We start from the raw sequence: 15,605 nt of genomic DNA on the forward strand, positions 1-15,605 counted from the left end.
AGACACTCGGCTGGGAAACCCCAGCCGAGTGTCTGTCTAAACTGCTCGCTGCCTGAACAACCGAACCGGTGTTGCAACGACCCCTCGAATTCGCCCAAGGTGACGGGCCGTCATGCGAGATCGAGGTTGGGGCGTGGCCAACCGCCGGGTCAGTTGAGGGGCTTGTCGAGGACGGCCTTGGCGTGGCTGAAGGTGTCGATCGAGTACTCACCGTGGTAGCGGCCCATCCCGCTCTCGCCCACGCCGCCGAACGGCAGCTCGGGCACGGCCAGGTGGGAGACCGTGAGGCCGAAGACGAGGCCGCCCGAGGATGTCTCGGTCGCCAGTCGCTGCTTGGTCTGCTCCGACTCGGTGAAGGCGTACAGCGCGAGCGGCTTGTCGCGCTCGTTGATGAAGGCGATCGCGGCGTCCAGGTCGGGCACGGCGATGATCGGCAGGATGGGGCCGAAGATCTCCGACTGCATCACGGGCGCCTCGGGGGAGACCTCGGCCAGCACGGTCGGCGCGAGGTAGCGCTCCGCGCGGTCGTGGCCGCCGCCGGTGACGGTCCGGCCGTCGCCGAGCAGGGCGGTGAGCCGGTCGTGGTGGCGCTCGTTGACGATCCGTCCGTACTCCGGGCTGCTGGCCGGGTCCGCCCCGTAGAGCGCGTGCACGGCTTCGGTCAGGTGCGCCTCCAGCGCGGTGGCGGTGTCGCCGATGGCGAGGATGTAGTCGGGGGCCACGCAGGTCTGCCCGGCGTTCTGGAACTTGCCGCGCGCCACCCGCTGGGCGGTGACCGCGAGATCGGCGCCGGGCTCGACCACCACGGGGCTCTTGCCGCCGAGTTCCAGGGTGACCGGGGTCAGGTGCTTGGCGGCGGCCGCCATGACGATCCGGCCGACCTGGCCGTTGCCGGTGTAGAAGATGTGGTCGAAGCGCTGCTCCAGGAGCGCGGTGGTCTGCGGCACATCGCCCTCCAGCACGGCCACGGCCTCCCGGTCCAGGTAGCGCGGCAGCAGGCGGGCGATCGCGGCGGAGGTCACCGGGGTGAGCTCGCTGGGCTTGACCACGGCGGTGTTGCCCGCCGCGAGGGCGCCCACCAGCGGGGCGAGGGCCAACTGCAGCGGGTAGTTCCACGGCGCGATGATCAGCACCACGCCGAGCGGGTCACGGACCACCTGGGCCTCGGCGGGCAGGAAGGCGCCGGGGACAGCGGCCGGCCGCGGATGCAGCCACCGCTCCAGGTGCTCCACGGTGTGGTCGATTTCGTTCAGCGTGAAGCCGACCTCGCCGCGGTAGGCCTCGGTCGCGCTCTTGCCCAGGTCGGCGTGGAGCGCGGCCAGGAGGACCTCGGACTGCTCGGTGAGCAGCGCACGCAGCGCATGCAGCTGGGCGAGCCGCCAGCCGAGCGGCCTGGTGCGGCCGGTGGCGAAGGAGGCGCGCAGGCGCGCCACCACGGTGGCCGGGTCGGTGGCCACGGCGGCGACCAGGGTGCTGGCCAACTCGGCCGAGGAGCCCGGGTTCTGGCCGGTGTAGAGGTTGCGGTCGATCACGGTGTGCGGCGTGAAGGGCGCGGCCTCCACGAAGTCGGCGCCCAGCTCGACCAGGCGGTCCTGGACCAGCCACTTGGCGCCGGCGGCCAGGCCCACCGCCTGCTCCTCGGCGTTGCTGAAGGCGGTCATCCGGTAGCCGGCGAAGGGCCAACTGCCGTCCTCGCGGCGGGCGGCGAGCAGCGCGGCGGGGGCATGGCAGACCACGCCCAGCGGCTTGCCCGACTCCAGCACCCGGGTGAGCAGCCGACCGGAGGCCTCGTCCACGGCGAGGTCCTCCATCGGGCCGTGGCCACCCGGGTAGAAGACCAGGTCGTACGCCTGCGGGTCGACCTCTGCAAGCTTCGCGGGGTGTTCCAGGTCCGCGCGGATGGCCTCCAGGTAGCTGGCGAGCCGCTCGGCCTTCTCCTGGCCCCCGCCCGCATCGCCGCCGTTGGCCGCGGCGCTCAGGCTGCCCTGGTCGACGGGGGCGGCGACGCCGCCGGGGGTGGCGATGGTGATCTCGAAGCCCGCCTCGGTGAAGATCCGGTGCGGCTCGGCGAGCTCCTCGGCCCAGAAGCCGGTGGGGTGCGAGGTGCCGTCGGCGAGGGTCCACTGGGTGGCGCCGGTGACGACGAAGAGGGCGGAAGTCATGGTGGTGCTCCAGGTTGGCAAGGGGTTGCGGGGTGATCGGGAGTGCGGGTTGATCAGGAGTTGGCTGCTTCGGGCGGGTTGATCAGGAGTTGCTGGGGACGGCCTCGGCGTCGGCCGACGCGGTGGCCGCCACGGCGCGCGGCTGCTCGGCGGCCGGCGCGGTGAGCGGCCGGTGGTGCTTGCTGAGCCCGACCATCGCGGCCACGGCGGCCAGCAGCAGAGCGGCTGCGGCGATCACGAAGCTGAGGGTGAACTGGCTCTCCGCGGGCAGCGCGGCGCCACCGAGCACGGTGTAGCTGACCGTCTTGGAGGCGAGCAGCGAGGTCACCACGGCGCTGGCGATCGAGCTGCCGACCGAGCGCGAGATGGAGTTGATTCCGTTGGCGATGCCAGTCTGCTCCAGGGGGACGCTGGCCGCGATCAGCGCGGGCATCGCGGCGTAGCTGAAGGAGATCGCGATGCCGGTGAGCATGCCCGCCGTGATCACCGTGCCCTCGGCGCCGTGCCCGAAGGCCAGCCAGGCGAAGCCCGCCACGCCGATCAGCGCGCCGACCGCGAGGGTGGAGCGGGCGCCGATCCGCCGCACCAGCAGGCCGCCGACCGGGGCCGCGGCCAGGGCGATCAGGGCGCTGGGCAGCAGGTACTCGACGGAGGCGCGCAGTACCGAGGCGGTGAAGCCGTAGCCGGTCAGCCGACCCGGCATCTGGACCAGGTAGGAGATGCCGATGAACTGGGCGAACGAGGCGAAGCCCACGAAGAGCCCGGTCAGGTTGGTGAAGAGCACCTGGCGGTGGACGAACATCCGCATGTCCACCAGCGGGTTGCGCACCCGCCGCTCGACCAGCACCCAGAGGGCGGCGAAGACGGCGGAACCGGCCAGCGAGCCCAGCGTGCGTGCGGAGGACCAGCCCCACTCGTGGCCCTGCGAGATACCGAGCAGCAGCAGGACCAGGAAGACGGCCAGGGTGAGCGCGCCCAGCACGTCGACCCGGCCCCCGGTGGGCGAGCCGCCGTGCGGGACCACGACGGCGACGGCCGCCAGTGCGAGCACGGTCAGCGCGGTGGAGAACCAGAAGACCAGGTGGTAGTTGGGGTGCGCGCCCTGTGTGAGCAGCCCGGTGGCCACCAGCGAGAGGCCACTGCCGAACGCCAGCGTGCCGCTGACCAGCGCCATCGCCCCGTGCAGTTTCTCCTTCGGCACCTCGTCGCGGATCACGGAGAGGGCGAGCGGGAAGATCGCGGTGGCGGAGCCCTGCAGCACCCGGCCGACGATCAGCAGGGCCAGCGAGGTGGTGGTCGCGGCGATCACCGAGCCGACCACCATCACCGCGAGGACGGCGAGCAGTGTGCGCTTCTTGCCGAACTGGTCGCCGACCCGGCCCAGCAATGGGGTGAAGACGGCAGCCGAGAGCAGCGCGGCGGTGGTCACCCAGCTGACGCCGGCGGCACCGGTGTGCAGCTGCTTCTGCAGCAGGGCGAGGATCGGGACGACCTGGGTCTGCGCCATGGCCACGACCATCGCGGCCAGGCCCAGCGCCAGGATCAGGGGCGTACTGCCGCGTTGTCCGGCGGCGGATCGGGGCGCGGCGTGGCTCATCAGGTGGGGGGTCCTTCCGGGAGGGGCCGGCCGCGGGGGTGTGGGGCCGGGCAGGGGCTTGAAGGCGGCGGGCGGGACCTGGGTGATTGAGGCCTGCAAGGTTGATGTCTTCAAGCAATGCGTCGAAGGTAAACCTGAAAGATTGATGAAGTCAAGTAATTTCGCCTACACTCGACGCATGACCCAGTCCGCCACCCCGCCCGCCGCTGGCGCCGCCGCTCCCACGCCGGTCGAGCTGATGGACCAGGTCGCCCGGGCCGCGGCCGCCTACTACCGGCACTTCGCCGCACTGGCGGCCGAACGCGGCCTCACCCTCATGCAGGGCAAGACACTCAGCCTGCTCCGCGAGCCCCGCCCCATGCGCACCCTGGCCGACCTGCTCGCCTGCGACGCCTCCAACGTCACCGGCATCGTCGACCGACTGGAGGCCCGCGAACTGGTCCGCCGCCAGGTGGACCCGGCCGATCGGCGCATCAAGAACGTGCTGCTGACCGAGGAGGGCGAGCGGACCGTGCGGCAGATCCGGGTGGAGCTGATGTCCAGCCTCACCGGGCTGGCGCAGCTGGACGAGGCGGACCGGCAGACCTTTCAGCGGCTACTGGGCCAGGTCTTCCCCGGGTGACCGAGGCCACCCCCGGCCCCTTCCGACCCTGCGCTTGCCGGAAACCTCATCCGCCCTGCTCAGGCCGCATGTCGGTACTCGTGGAGGAGGCCGCCGAGCCGGTCGGCCCGGCGTATATCGAGGCGGATGATTTGTTCCGGGTCATCGACTGGCTTGGGAAGCGCACGCAGGGGGCGGGCGTTCGCAATGCCCTGGTGCGGCCTGTGGGGGTTGTAGAACTTCTCGAACTCCCGCAGGGCGTGGAGTAGATGCTGCTCGTTCCAGAGCAGGGTCCGGTCCAGCAGCTCTCGGCGGCAGGTCTGCACCCAGCGCTCCATGAGGGAGTTCATACGGGGAATCCGGACCGCGCTGAGCTCCTTCTCACGGTCGCTCATCGGCAGCAGCCGCAGCACTGCGAATGCGGTCGTCACGCCCAGGTACGCCAGTCGCAGCAGCACGACCAGTCATCATCCCGGGCGATCGCGGGCCTGCCAGAGCGCCTACCCGACCGGCGAGGCCGGCACTCGTACACCCTGCCTCCCACCAGGCCGGATGAGGTTCTCGGCAGGGGCACGGTGGATGCGATCAGCCGTCGTGGTGGTCGGTCTGCTCCTTCTTGCGGCGGGGGAGTCGGTGGGACTCGACCGGTCGTCCGTCGGCGAGGTGCTCGGTGACGATGCGGCCGGCGGTAACCGGGTCGATCCCGCCGTACCAGACGTCGTCCGGCTGCACGCTGACGACGGGGGCCTGGTTGCAGGGGAACTGGCACCCCGTCTGGGTGACGAGCACGTCGTCGTCGCCGAGGCCCTGCTCGGTCAGTTCTCCTACCAGGGCGCGTAGTCCCTCCTCCGCGCCCAGGGCCGCGCAACGCGGGCCACGGCACACCAGGACCTGGTGCCGGTGGCCGGGGACCTCTTCCCAGGCCGCGGACGTGAGGCCGGGCTCCGTGCCGGTGATGGCCTTCGTCACCGCGGCCACCGTGGCGACCGCGTCCGGCGAGTCGGCGAGGCGGGTCGCGACGAGGAGTTCGGGGCGGTGGCCCGCGCGCTCGCGCCACCAGTGCGCGGCGATCCGCCGCAGCCAGGAGTGGGCCGGGCCGGAGGCCGCGAGGCGGACGCCGATCACGACCACGGTCTCGTTGCCCGCGTCGGCCAGCCTGGTCAGCTCGGCCGACAGGGAGGGGTCTCCCTGCTGCAGGAACGCGATCGAGGCCCGGTGCGGCGCCGCCGTCCGGAGGAGTTCGTCACGGCGGACGACTTCCCCGATCGACATGCCGACCAGGAGCACGGCAGTGCGGTGGGCGGGGGCATCCGGGACGGGGGAGGTCATGGGGTTGTCCTTTCGCGGAGCAGTCCGTTCCACCGGATGTGCGGCCTGTTGTGGAGGGGGTGTCGTTCCACGGTGACGTCGACGCCGTAGACGTGCGCGATCGTCTCCGAGGTGAGCACCTCGGAGACGGGCCCGTGGGCAACCAGTCGGCCGTCGAGCAGGACGGCGACCTCGTCGCAGTAGGCGGCGGCGAGTTCGAGGTCGTGCAGCGCGGCCACCGTGGTGATGCCCAGCCCGCGTACGGTTTCGAGGAAGCCGAGTTGGTGGCGTAGGTCGAGGTGGTTGGTGGGCTCGTCGAGCAGGAGCACGCCGGGCTCCTGCACCAGCGCCCGCGCGAGCTGGACCCGCTGCCGCTCGCCCCCCGACAGCGTCGGCCAGGACCGGTCGAGCAGGTGGCCGACGTCGGCCGCGGCGACGGCCTCGGCGAACACGGACCGCTCGTGGGCGTCGGCGGCGGAGTCCGTCGGCACGGGCCAGCGGCCGCGGTGCGGCGTGCGTCCGAGCTCGATGACCTGACGGACCGGCAGCGACAGCCGGGTGTCCGCCTGCTGCTCCATGAAGGCCACCCGTCGTGCTCGTCGGCGGGCCGTGAGCGCGTGGAGGTCCGCTCCGTCCAGCAGGACCCGCCCCGCGCTCGGCCGGGTCAGTCCGGCGACCGCGCGCAGCAAGGTGGTCTTCCCGGCGCCGTTGGGCCCGAGCAGGCCCGTGATCCGGCCGGGGCCGAACGCGAGCGAGACCTCGTCCAGCAGGGTGGCTGCGCCGATTCGCACGCCGATTCCCTCGGCGCGCAGTTCGAAGGGTGGCGTCACCGTCACTGGCCCCTCCCGTCGGTCCGCCCCTGGCGCCACAGCAGCCAGGCGAAGAAGGGTGCTCCGAGCCCGGCCGTGATGACGCCGACGGGGATCTCCCGGTCGGGCAGGAGCGAGCGCGCCACGATGTCGCTGCCCACCAGGAGGGACGCGCCCACCAGCGCCGACACGGGCAGCAGGAGGGCGTGCCGCGGGCCGCAGACGAGACGGACCACGTGGGGTACGACCAGGCCGAGGAACCCGATGACGCCGGTGTTGGCGACCAGGCACGCGGTCACCAGCGCGGCGGTGGCGACGAGGGCCCAGCGGGTGCGGTCGACGTGGACGCCGAGGGAGCGGGCGGCGGTCTCGCCGAAGGCGAAGGCGTCCAGGTCGCGGGCCGAGGAGGCCAGGACCGTGACACCGACCAGCGCGACCGCGATCAGGAAGACGGCAGTGGGCCACCGCACGCCGGCGACCGAGCCCAGCGTCCACTCCATGACACCGCGCGCCGCGTTGCGGTCCCCGAGAACCATCACGACGAACGAGGTGTAGGCCCCGCACATCTGCCCGACCGCGATGCCGGCGAGCACGGTCCGGGCGGTCGGAAGTGACCGGCTGCGCGCGCCGGCCAGTGCCAGGACGACGACGGCGGCGAGCAGGGCACCGGCGAAGGCCGCCGTCGCCACCGCGCCGGTGCCCACGGCGCCGGACACGCCGACGCCGAGGACGATCACGGTGACCGCGCCGGCCGCGGCTCCCTCCGAGATCCCGAGGAGGAAGGGATCGGCCAGATCGTTCCCGGTCAGCGTCTGCAGCACCGCACCGCAGACCGCGAGGCCGGCGCCGGTGGCGGCCGCTCCCAGCACCCGGGGCAGCCGCAGCTGCCAGACGATCTGGTCGTCCAGCAGCGTCACGTTCGGGTCGCCCAGCCCGAGCCGGCGCAGGACGACGTCGATCACGGTCCGGACTGACTCGTGTTGCGAGCCCACGGCCAGGCCGAGGAGCACGGCGGTCAGCAGCAGGGCCACACCGACGGTCAGGGCCGCCGTCGCGCGGCCCGGACCGGAGCGCCGCGCGACGGGGTGGGGTGCGGTGGTCATGAATCCGGGTGCAGTCGGCCGAGTCCCGCGGACACCTTGGCGGCGCCGTCGGCGAGCAGCACGCCGGGGGTCGACTCCGAGAACGGCACCACCACGAAGGCCTTGCGCTGCACGGCGGTGAGCTTGCTCAGCACCGGGTCGTTCGTGAGGTAGTCGATCTTGGACTGGGCCGTGTCCCAGCTCGCGTCCGCGAGCACGATGGCGTCCGGGTCCGCCGCGACGACCTTCTCCCAGCTCACGTTCTGCCAGCCACCGGGCAGGTCCGCGAAGACGTTGCGGGCGCCGACGGCGTCGAGCACGAGCTGGGGCCCGCCGTGGCCGGCGCCGACGAACGGCGTCTTGGTGTCCGAGTCGAACCACAGGACCTTCAGGCCCTTGCCCGCAGCCGTCGCCGTCAACCGGGCCAGCTGCTGCTCCTGCTGCTGCTGGATCGCGGTGGCCCGCTCCGGGACACCGAAGACCTTGGCGACGTCGTTCAGTTCGCCCCACGCCGCCTGCCAGGTCGTCGGCGCCACCTTGCTCTTGTCCGAGCAGCCGAACGGGGACACATACGACGGGATGCCCTGGCCGCGCAGTTCCTCCCGGGTGCCCGCGACCTTGTCGGTGAACGCGCTGGCGTAGGAGGCGTACAGGAAGTCGGGACGGGCCGCGAGGAGCTTCTCCTTCGTCGGATACTCCTTGGAGAGCACCGGGACGGAGTCGTAGGCCGCCTTCCACTTCTCCGGGACGGAGTCGTCGAGGTAGGCGGTACCGGCCATGCGGGACTGCAGGCCGAGGGCCAGGGCCACCTCGGTGGCGCCCTGGTTGAGCGTCACCAGCCGGCCGGGCGGCGCGCCGACCGTGACGGTGGTCCCGCAGTTGTCCACGCTGACCTGCGCGGCGCCTTCGGTCGCCCCGCCGGACGCGACGGGCGCGGGGGCGCCCGCGCAACCTCCGAGCGCGCCGATGAACAGGAAGGCCGTGATTGCCCGGCCGACACGTATCGGACCTGTGGGACGAACGGAACATATGGAACGGAACGGGCGTGGCTGACCGTTGGGCACGTGTTCTCCAAAACCCTCGTGGAACATGTCGCGCCGTGGCCGGTCTCCTGGCTTCCGCATCGACGCGCCGCGGCCGACCTTCCCGGGCGGCTCTTCCAGCCCGCCCAGTGGCCCTGACCGCTGGGCAAGCCGGTCAGCGAGGGCCGCGGAACTCCGCGGCAACAGTGGCGAGGGCCGCACCGGAATCAGACCGGTTTCCCGAACACCACGGCGATGGCAAGGTATCAGGCATGGTCAGGCAGGTGCTGGCCGGCTCAAGGACCTCCACCGGCCATACGAGACGTCGGCAGCCAACTGCGGACACCACGAACCCAACAGCCTCCCGCTGCTCCGGCTCGGGCCGCCTCGGGAACGGCGCGAGCAGCGTCAATGACTCGGTCAGGGGCTGGTTGCAGTGCACACAGCGGAAGACCATCACAGGCTCGCCTCCACGTGGGGCTGCGGCCGGAACTCGTGCACCACCTCGATGCGGCCGACGATGTGCCGGTTGAACTCGTCCAACTCCTCCGCCGGCACCCACAGCTCGAGGATCGTGCGTGTGGCGGTTGTCGACGCAGGAGAGGGTGTAGCGGACGAACAGTACGTCCTCGTCGAGGTGGACGTCGTCCCAGTGCAGGCCGAGGCTTCGCCCTTGCGCATGCCGGTGATCACTTCGATGAAGTCGGTGAAGGGCGGGTCGAGGGCGCAGGGGTGAACCCGCCCCAGACTGAGGCGGAACCGGCCGGGGTCTGCGCGTCGATGCGGTAGCTGTCGTTCGTGGTATTGCGCGCGCCGGTGGCGTGGTTGTACTGGGCGGCGAATTCATGCTGCCCGGCCGGCACGGTACGGCCCGGCTTGAGCACCCAGCGGTAGACCAGTGCAGCGCCGGACTCCTGGACGGTGACGGTGAAGTCTTCGCTCGGCAGTGTTCGCCAGTTGCCGGTGTTCTGCACGCCGCCGGTCTGTGCGATGCGCAGCTCCACGGTGAGCGAGGTGAGCGGCTGGGTGGTCTTGAGGGTGAGGTCGCTCTGGGCCCAGTAGATGGTGCTGTGCGGGTCAACCGAGCCGTTCGACCACAGCGGCCCGTTCTGGACTCGGCTGTCGGCGGGCGGAGTTGAGTGCAAGCCGCCCGGGGCCGAACAGCAGTCCGGTGATGTGCGCGTTCGCCACCTGGTCCATGTGCGCGAGAGAGAGGAACCCCAGCCGACGCGCGGCTGGGGTTCCTCGCGGCAGCGAGTGTCGGTCAGCAGTTAGATTCGCCAGTGCCGTTAACGGCTTACCTCCTTGCCGGAGAGCCGCACTCGATCTCGGTCACTGTGGATCAGGTGGGTCAGTGCTGCAGGGTGAGGACGCCCGGCCGCCATGGCAGTTGGTCGTAGGGGCCGGTCGCGGTGGGGGACTTGCCCTGGTAGAGGAACTGCAGGTTGCAGGGGTCGATGGTCATGGTCTGGTCGGGGTTGTTGCGGATCAGGTCGCCGTGGCTGATGTCGTTGGTCCAGGTGGCGCCGCTGTTGGCCTTGCCCGCGAACGGGTTGCTCTCGCTGGCGGCCTGCGGGGTCCAGGAACCGCTCAGGCTGGTGGCGGTGAACGAGCGGAAGTAGCGCTGCTCGTTCGCGCCGCGGGCTTCGACGATCATGAGGTACTGGTTCTGGCCCTGGACCTTGTAGACCTGGGGCGCCTCGAACAGGTTCTTCGTCGAGTCGCTCATGACCGTCGTGTAGGACGAGCCGAAGTTGCCGGGGAAGTTCCCGATCGGCATGCTCGCCCGGTAGATGTTGCCGTTGTCACCGGCGAAGAACAGGTACATGTTCTGGTCGTCGGCGATCAGGGTCTGGTCGATCGGGGCGGCGCCGGGGATGCCGCCGGTGAACAGCGGCTGCGGCGCGGACCAGCCGTTGGGGTTGGTCGGGTCGCTGGAGGTGCGGTAGATGAACGGCCACTGACCCCACTGGTACGCCAGCACCCAGATCTTCTTGGGTGCGAAGTAGAACAGGGTGGGCGCCACCGCGTTCTGGTTCATGCCGGTCTGGCCGGCCGAGGCCATGTCCGACCAGTTGGTGAAGGGAGCGAACGCCATCGAACCGTACGACGAGCCCGTGACGTTCGACGCGTAGACCAGGTGCTTGCCGTTGTAGACGACGTCGGTGAAGTCCTTCAGCGCACCCCACCCATTCGCGGGCTGCGCCAGCGCACCGGTCGAGGACCAGCGGTAGGTCGACGGCAGCGCACACGAGCCGCCCGTTGAGGTCGGCGTCGGGGCGGACGACCCGGACCCGGACGACCTGAGGTTCCAGTGCTGGTTGGCGGCGCCCCAGGAGTCCCAGATCTGGACGGCGGTGCCGTTGGCGGTCTGGTTGCCGGGGGTCTCCAGGGCTCGGCCGCTGGCGATGTTGGTCAGCGTGTACGAGCCGTCGCTGTTCCGGGCGGCCTTCCAGTGCTGGTTGGCGCCGCCGTTGGAGTCCCAGACCTGCACCCTGGTGCCGTTGCCGGTCTGGTTGCCCGGTTCGTCCAGTACCCGGCCGCTGGCGATGTTGGTCAGGGTGTAGGAGCCGTCGCCGTTCCTGGTGGCCCGCCACTGCTGGTTGGTGGCGCCACTGGCGTCCCACACCTGGAGCGGGGTGCCGTTGCCGTTCTGTCCCGCGTACTCGTCGAGGACGCGACCGGAGGCTCCCGTCGCGGAGAGCGTGTAGACGGTGCCCGAGGTGATGCCGCCGCCCGGCGTCCCGCCGCCGGCGCCGTCCAGGGTGGTGAGCACCGCGTTGTAGGCGGGCTTCCTGTTGCCGTTGTCGTCGAACAGCAGCGGGTTCTCGCCGGTGCGCCAGGAGTCCCTGTCGCGGATGCCCCAGACCGTGATGCCCGTGCAGCGAGCGACGTTGAGGCAGTCCTGGACGGCGTTGGTGTACGCGGTGGCGGACGCCTGGGCGATGTCGAGCTCGGTGATCTGGACGTCCACGCCGAGTGCGGCGAAGTTGGACAGGGTGGTCCGGAAGCTGGCCGGCGGGCCGCTGGCGCCGAAGTGGTTCTGGAAGCCGACGCAGTCGATCGGTACGCCGCGGGACTTGAAGTCCTTGACCATGGTGTAGACGCCCTGGGTCTTGGCGTCGGACCAGTTCTCGATGTTGTAGTCGTTGTAGCAGAGCTTGGCCGAGGGATCGGCGGTGCGGGCGGTGCGGAAGGCCTCCTCGATGAAGCCGTTGCCCAGCACGTTCTGGAACACGGAGTCGCGGTGCTGGCCGCTGCCGCCGTCGGCGAACGCCTCGTTGACCACGTCCCAGGCGTAGATCTTGCCCTTGTAGTGGGTCATCTCCTGGGTGATGTGGTTGTTCATCACGCTGCGCAGGGTGTTGGGGTCGGTGGTGGCCTTGACCCAGTCGGGCAGTTGGGAGTGCCAGACCAGGGTGTGGCCGCGCATGCGCTGGCCGTGTGCGGTGGCGTGGTTGACGATCGAGTCGGCGGGCGCGAAGTTGAACGACCCGCGGGAGGGCTCGGTGGTGTCCCACTTCATCTCGTTCTCCGGGGTGACCATCTTGAAGTCCCGGTCGAGAATGGTGGAGTACGTGGAGTCACCGAGCCTGCCCGAGGACACTGCCGTGCCGAAGTAGCGGCCACTGCCGGCCGCTGCGTCGCCGACCGAGGTCGGCGTGGGGGCATTCGGCGTGAATGCGGCTTGGGCGACCAGCGGTACGGCAGCACCCACGGCGGCGAGCACCACGGCGGTGGCGATCAGGCGGCGGGTTGCCGGACGGCGGCGATGAGAGCGGTTCTGATCTGGCAACGGCATGTCCTTCTAGCGCGGTGGGCCTTGATCTCGGCCCTGGTTACCCGTCAGTTGCCGCTATGAACAGAAAGGTTGCCGTGCTCGGGGAGGAATATTTCGTCGAGCCGGAGATCGGCGCAGCCTCATCCCGTCGGCGCGAAGCCGCCCCGGACCGTGAGGACGCCTGCGGCGGTCCCGTGCGTCGGCGCGTAGGTGTCGTCCTTGGCGTCCCGTCCGCTGGTGTTGTTGTACTGGCCGGCGAAGACGTGCTGTTCGGGCGGCAGGGGGCCAACGCCGGCTTGGAGGCTGATCAACGTCCTCATCACGAGGTGACCTGAAAGAGTTTCCGGCTCGCGGCAACCTTCTGCGGTGCCTGTGACCACTGGGAAGTGGATCCGGCCGGTTCCGGTGCCCGGGTCCGCATTCGTCTCGTGAACGGTTCGCAAGGAGAACGTCTACCCATGAGCAACCCCCCGAAGGGCGGGCGCCGCGGGCGTCACCGCCGCCGCCTGAGCGCCACCGCTCTGCTGGTCAGCGTGCCCCTCGCCACCGCGTCGTACTTCCTCCTCGTGCAGGAGGACTCGCAGGCGGCGATGGTCGACGGCGATGGGTACTACCGGCTGGTGTCGGTGCGCAGCGGCAAGGTGCTGGACGTCAACGGCTTCTCCACCGCTGACGGCACCCGCATCCAGCAGTGGACCGACCAGAACACCGCCAACCAGCAGTGGCGCCTGAAGCCGACCGGGGACGGCTACTACGAGCTGGTGAACCGCAACAGCGGCAAGGTGCTGGGCATCGTGGGCGACTCGACGAACCAGGGCGCCGTCGCCGAGCAGCAGACGGACCGGGCCGCGGCCTCCCAGCAGTGGCGGATCGGCGATGTGGGCGGGTCCGACGCGGTCACCTTCACCTCCCGCAAGAGCGGTCAGGTCCTGGACGTGACGGGCAGTTCCACGAACCAGGGCGCGCAGGTCATCCAGTGGGCCGGCTGGGGCGGCGCCAACCAGCAGTGGAAGCTGGTGAAGGTGCCCGGGGCCCAGGTGCCCGGGGCCGGCGGCTCCCAGGGCTCCGGCTCGTACGTGTGGAAGAACGCCCCGGTGGCGGGCGGCGGTTACGTCACGGGCCTGGTTTTCAACCAGAAGGAGAAGGGTCTGCTGTACGCGCGTACCGACATGGGTGGTGCGTACCGCTGGGACACCGGCGCCGAGCAGTGGATACCGCTCACCGACTGGGTCGGCCAGAAGGACTGGAACCTGCTGGGCATCGAGTCGCTGGCCACCGACCCGGTCGACCCGGACCGGCTCTACCTCGCGGCCGGCACCTACACCAACGACTGGGCCGGCAACGGTGCGATCCTGCGCTCCACCGACCGCGGCCGCACCTTCCAGCGCACCGACCTGCCGTTCAAGCTGGGCGGCAACGAGGACGGCCGCGGCGCGGGCGAGCGCCTGGTGATCGACCCCGCGAACCACGACAACCTGCTGCTGGGCACCCGCAAGAACGGCCTGTGGCGCAGCACCGACCACGGCCAGACCTGGAACCAGGTCTCCTCGTTCCCGGTCAAGGACGGGGCGAGCTTCGGCACCGGCATCTCCTTCGTGACCTACGGCCCGGCCGGCAGCAACACGGTCTACGTCGGCGTCGCCGACAAGTCCACCAACCTGTACCGCTCCACCGACGGCGGCAACTCCTGGCAGGCCGTCTCCGGGCAGCCAACCGGCCAGATGCCGCAGCACGGTGTGCTCTCCGGTGACGGCTCGCTGTACCTGACGTACACCAACGCCCCGGGGCCCAACGGCGTGACGGCTGGTTCGGTGTGGAAGTACAACACCTCCGGCGGCGGGTGGAAGAACGTCTCGCCGTCCCAGGGCGGCTACGGGTTCGGCGGTCTGGCCGTCGACCCGCAGAAGCCGTCCACGGTGATGGTCACCACGCTGGACCGCTGGTGGCCGCAGGACGAGGTCTACCGCAGCACCGACGGCGGTGCGACCTGGAAGGCCCAGTCCGACAGGTCGGTGCGGGACGCCTCCGTCGCCCCGTACCTCGGCACCGGCATCGGGCACTGGATGACCGCGCTGAGCATCGACCCGTTCGACTCCGGGCACGTGATGTACGGCACCGGCAACGGCATCTGGGCCAGCAAGGACGCCAACGCGACCGACAACGGCGGCACCAGCCACTGGACCATCGGAGCCCGCGGGCTGGAGGAGACCGCACTGTACGACGCGGTCTCCCCGCCCGGCGCCGCCGCCCTCATCACCGCGATGGGCGACCAGGGCGGCTTCGTGTACGACGACCTGACGAAGGAGCCGACCGGGCGGCTGGTCAACCCGACGATCTACAACAGCACCTCGGTCGACTTCGCCCAGTCCAACCCCTCCCTGGTGGTCCGGGTCGGCCGGGGCGGCGAGCAGGACGGCGCCCTGTCCACCGACGGCGGCCACACCTGGAACGGTTTCAAGGGCGAGCCGGTGCCCAGCGCGGACAGCGGCCACATCGCCATAGCGGCGGACGGCTCCAGCTTCGTGTGGACCGAGGCCGGCCAGGCCCCGTACCGCTCCACCGACAGGGGTGCGACCTGGTCGAGGGTCAACGGTCTCGGCAACGGGGCCGTGGTGATCGCCGACCGGTCCTCGGCCAACACCTTCTACTCGCTGAACAACGGCACGCTCTACGCCAGCACCGACGGCGGCGCGAGCTTCGGCGCCCGCGCCACCAACCTGCCCTCCGGCAAGCTCACCGCCGTCCCCGGCGTCGCGGGCGACCTGTGGCTCGCCAGTGGCCAGGGCGTGCTGCACTCCACCGACGGCGGGCGCAGCTTCACCAAGCTCTCCTCGGCGCAGTCCGGCACCGCCATCGGCTTCGGCAAGGCCGCACCGGGCACCTCGTACCAGGCGCTGTACCTGATCGGCACGGTCAAGGACGTCGCCGGCGTCTTCCGCTCCACCGACCAGGGCGCCAGCTGGGTGCGGATCAACGACGACGCCCACCAGTGGGGCAACTTCGCCGGACAGGGCATCATCACCGGTGACCCCGACACCTACGGCCGGGTGTACATCGGCACCAACGGACGCGGTCTCCAGTACGGCGACCCTTCCTGATCCCTTGACAGACGACCGAGCGGTGCCGCAGGCGCAACGGCCTGCGGCACCGCCATGGCTGACGGAACGCGCTTCGTCCGAAGGTGTGTCGGACCCGCGCGGGAACGGGAACGGCCACCGCGTGATCATCAAGGGTTGTGTGGAC

At 70.7% G+C, this 15,605-nt stretch carries 11 protein-coding genes, 1 pseudogene and 1 riboswitch; of the genes and pseudogenes, 2 read left to right on the forward strand and 10 right to left on the reverse strand.

What is annotated here, in order from left to right:
* Nucleotides 1–149: 149 nt before the first annotated feature.
* Together ACZ3UD_RS31100 and ACZ3UD_RS31105 are read right to left on the reverse strand one after the other, a co-directional pair.
* The gene (locus ACZ3UD_RS31100) at nucleotides 150–2,162 is read right to left on the reverse strand and encodes an aldehyde dehydrogenase family protein (RefSeq protein ID WP_465595123.1); all 2,013 of its coding nucleotides are present in this window, start codon (nucleotides 2,160–2,162) and stop codon (nucleotides 150–152) included.
* Between the two features lie 82 nt (nucleotides 2,163–2,244).
* Complete coding sequence (locus ACZ3UD_RS31105; RefSeq protein ID WP_465595125.1) at nucleotides 2,245–3,759, reverse strand: MFS transporter; 1,515 nt, start codon at nucleotides 3,757–3,759, stop codon at nucleotides 2,245–2,247.
* 178 nt (nucleotides 3,760–3,937) lie between these two features.
* Between ACZ3UD_RS31105 and ACZ3UD_RS31110 the strand changes: the two genes are divergently transcribed.
* Nucleotides 3,938–4,381 carry a MarR family winged helix-turn-helix transcriptional regulator gene (locus ACZ3UD_RS31110; protein WP_465595127.1) on the forward strand — a complete coding sequence of 148 codons (444 nt, stop codon included), beginning with the start codon at nucleotides 3,938–3,940 and terminating at the stop codon, nucleotides 4,379–4,381.
* Nucleotides 4,382–4,440: 59 nt separating this feature from the next.
* On the opposite strand, the pseudogene ACZ3UD_RS31115 reads toward ACZ3UD_RS31110, so the two are convergent.
* The 8 genes and pseudogenes from ACZ3UD_RS31115 to ACZ3UD_RS31150 all read right to left on the reverse strand — a co-directional run.
* Nucleotides 4,441–4,734 (reverse strand): annotated as a pseudogene (locus tag ACZ3UD_RS31115) (integrase core domain-containing protein); the annotation flags it as partial.
* A 211-nt stretch (nucleotides 4,735–4,945) separates the two neighbouring features.
* Nucleotides 4,946–5,689, reverse strand: coding sequence for a (2Fe-2S) ferredoxin domain-containing protein (locus ACZ3UD_RS31120; protein WP_465595129.1), 744 nt, complete (start codon nucleotides 5,687–5,689; stop codon nucleotides 4,946–4,948).
* Complete coding sequence (locus ACZ3UD_RS31125; RefSeq protein ID WP_465595131.1) at nucleotides 5,686–6,504, reverse strand: ABC transporter ATP-binding protein; 819 nt, start codon at nucleotides 6,502–6,504, stop codon at nucleotides 5,686–5,688. The genes ACZ3UD_RS31120 and ACZ3UD_RS31125 overlap by 4 nt, the downstream gene beginning before the upstream one ends.
* Complete coding sequence (locus ACZ3UD_RS31130; protein ID WP_465595133.1) at nucleotides 6,501–7,580, reverse strand: FecCD family ABC transporter permease; 1,080 nt, start codon at nucleotides 7,578–7,580, stop codon at nucleotides 6,501–6,503. The genes ACZ3UD_RS31125 and ACZ3UD_RS31130 overlap by 4 nt, the downstream gene beginning before the upstream one ends.
* Nucleotides 7,577–8,446 (reverse strand): ABC transporter substrate-binding protein, encoded by an 870-nt coding sequence (locus ACZ3UD_RS31135; protein ID WP_465595134.1) that lies wholly within the window; start codon nucleotides 8,444–8,446, stop codon nucleotides 7,577–7,579. The genes ACZ3UD_RS31130 and ACZ3UD_RS31135 overlap by 4 nt, the downstream gene beginning before the upstream one ends.
* 197 nt (nucleotides 8,447–8,643) lie before the next feature.
* Nucleotides 8,644–8,848: riboswitch (cobalamin riboswitch) on the reverse strand.
* Between the two features lie 422 nt (nucleotides 8,849–9,270).
* Nucleotides 9,271–9,726, reverse strand: coding sequence for a hypothetical protein (locus ACZ3UD_RS31140; protein ID WP_465595135.1), 456 nt, complete (start codon nucleotides 9,724–9,726; stop codon nucleotides 9,271–9,273).
* A 206-nt stretch (nucleotides 9,727–9,932) separates the two neighbouring features.
* On the reverse strand, nucleotides 9,933–12,383 hold the full coding sequence (locus ACZ3UD_RS31145) for a non-reducing end alpha-L-arabinofuranosidase family hydrolase (RefSeq protein WP_465595137.1): 2,451 nt from the start codon (nucleotides 12,381–12,383) through the stop codon (nucleotides 9,933–9,935).
* A gap of 119 nt (nucleotides 12,384–12,502) precedes the next feature.
* Nucleotides 12,503–12,682 carry a hypothetical protein gene (locus tag ACZ3UD_RS31150; RefSeq protein WP_465595139.1) on the reverse strand — a complete coding sequence of 60 codons (180 nt, stop codon included), beginning with the start codon at nucleotides 12,680–12,682 and terminating at the stop codon, nucleotides 12,503–12,505.
* A gap of 138 nt (nucleotides 12,683–12,820) precedes the next feature.
* Here ACZ3UD_RS31150 and ACZ3UD_RS31155 point away from each other — a divergent pair, with 138 nt between their 5' ends.
* Entirely contained in the window at nucleotides 12,821–15,460 is a 2,640-nt protein-coding gene (locus ACZ3UD_RS31155; RefSeq protein WP_465595142.1) for an RICIN domain-containing protein, read from the forward strand.
* Nucleotides 15,461–15,605 lie beyond the last annotated feature (145 nt).

Source organism: Kitasatospora sp. NPDC023118 (genome assembly GCF_055560875.1).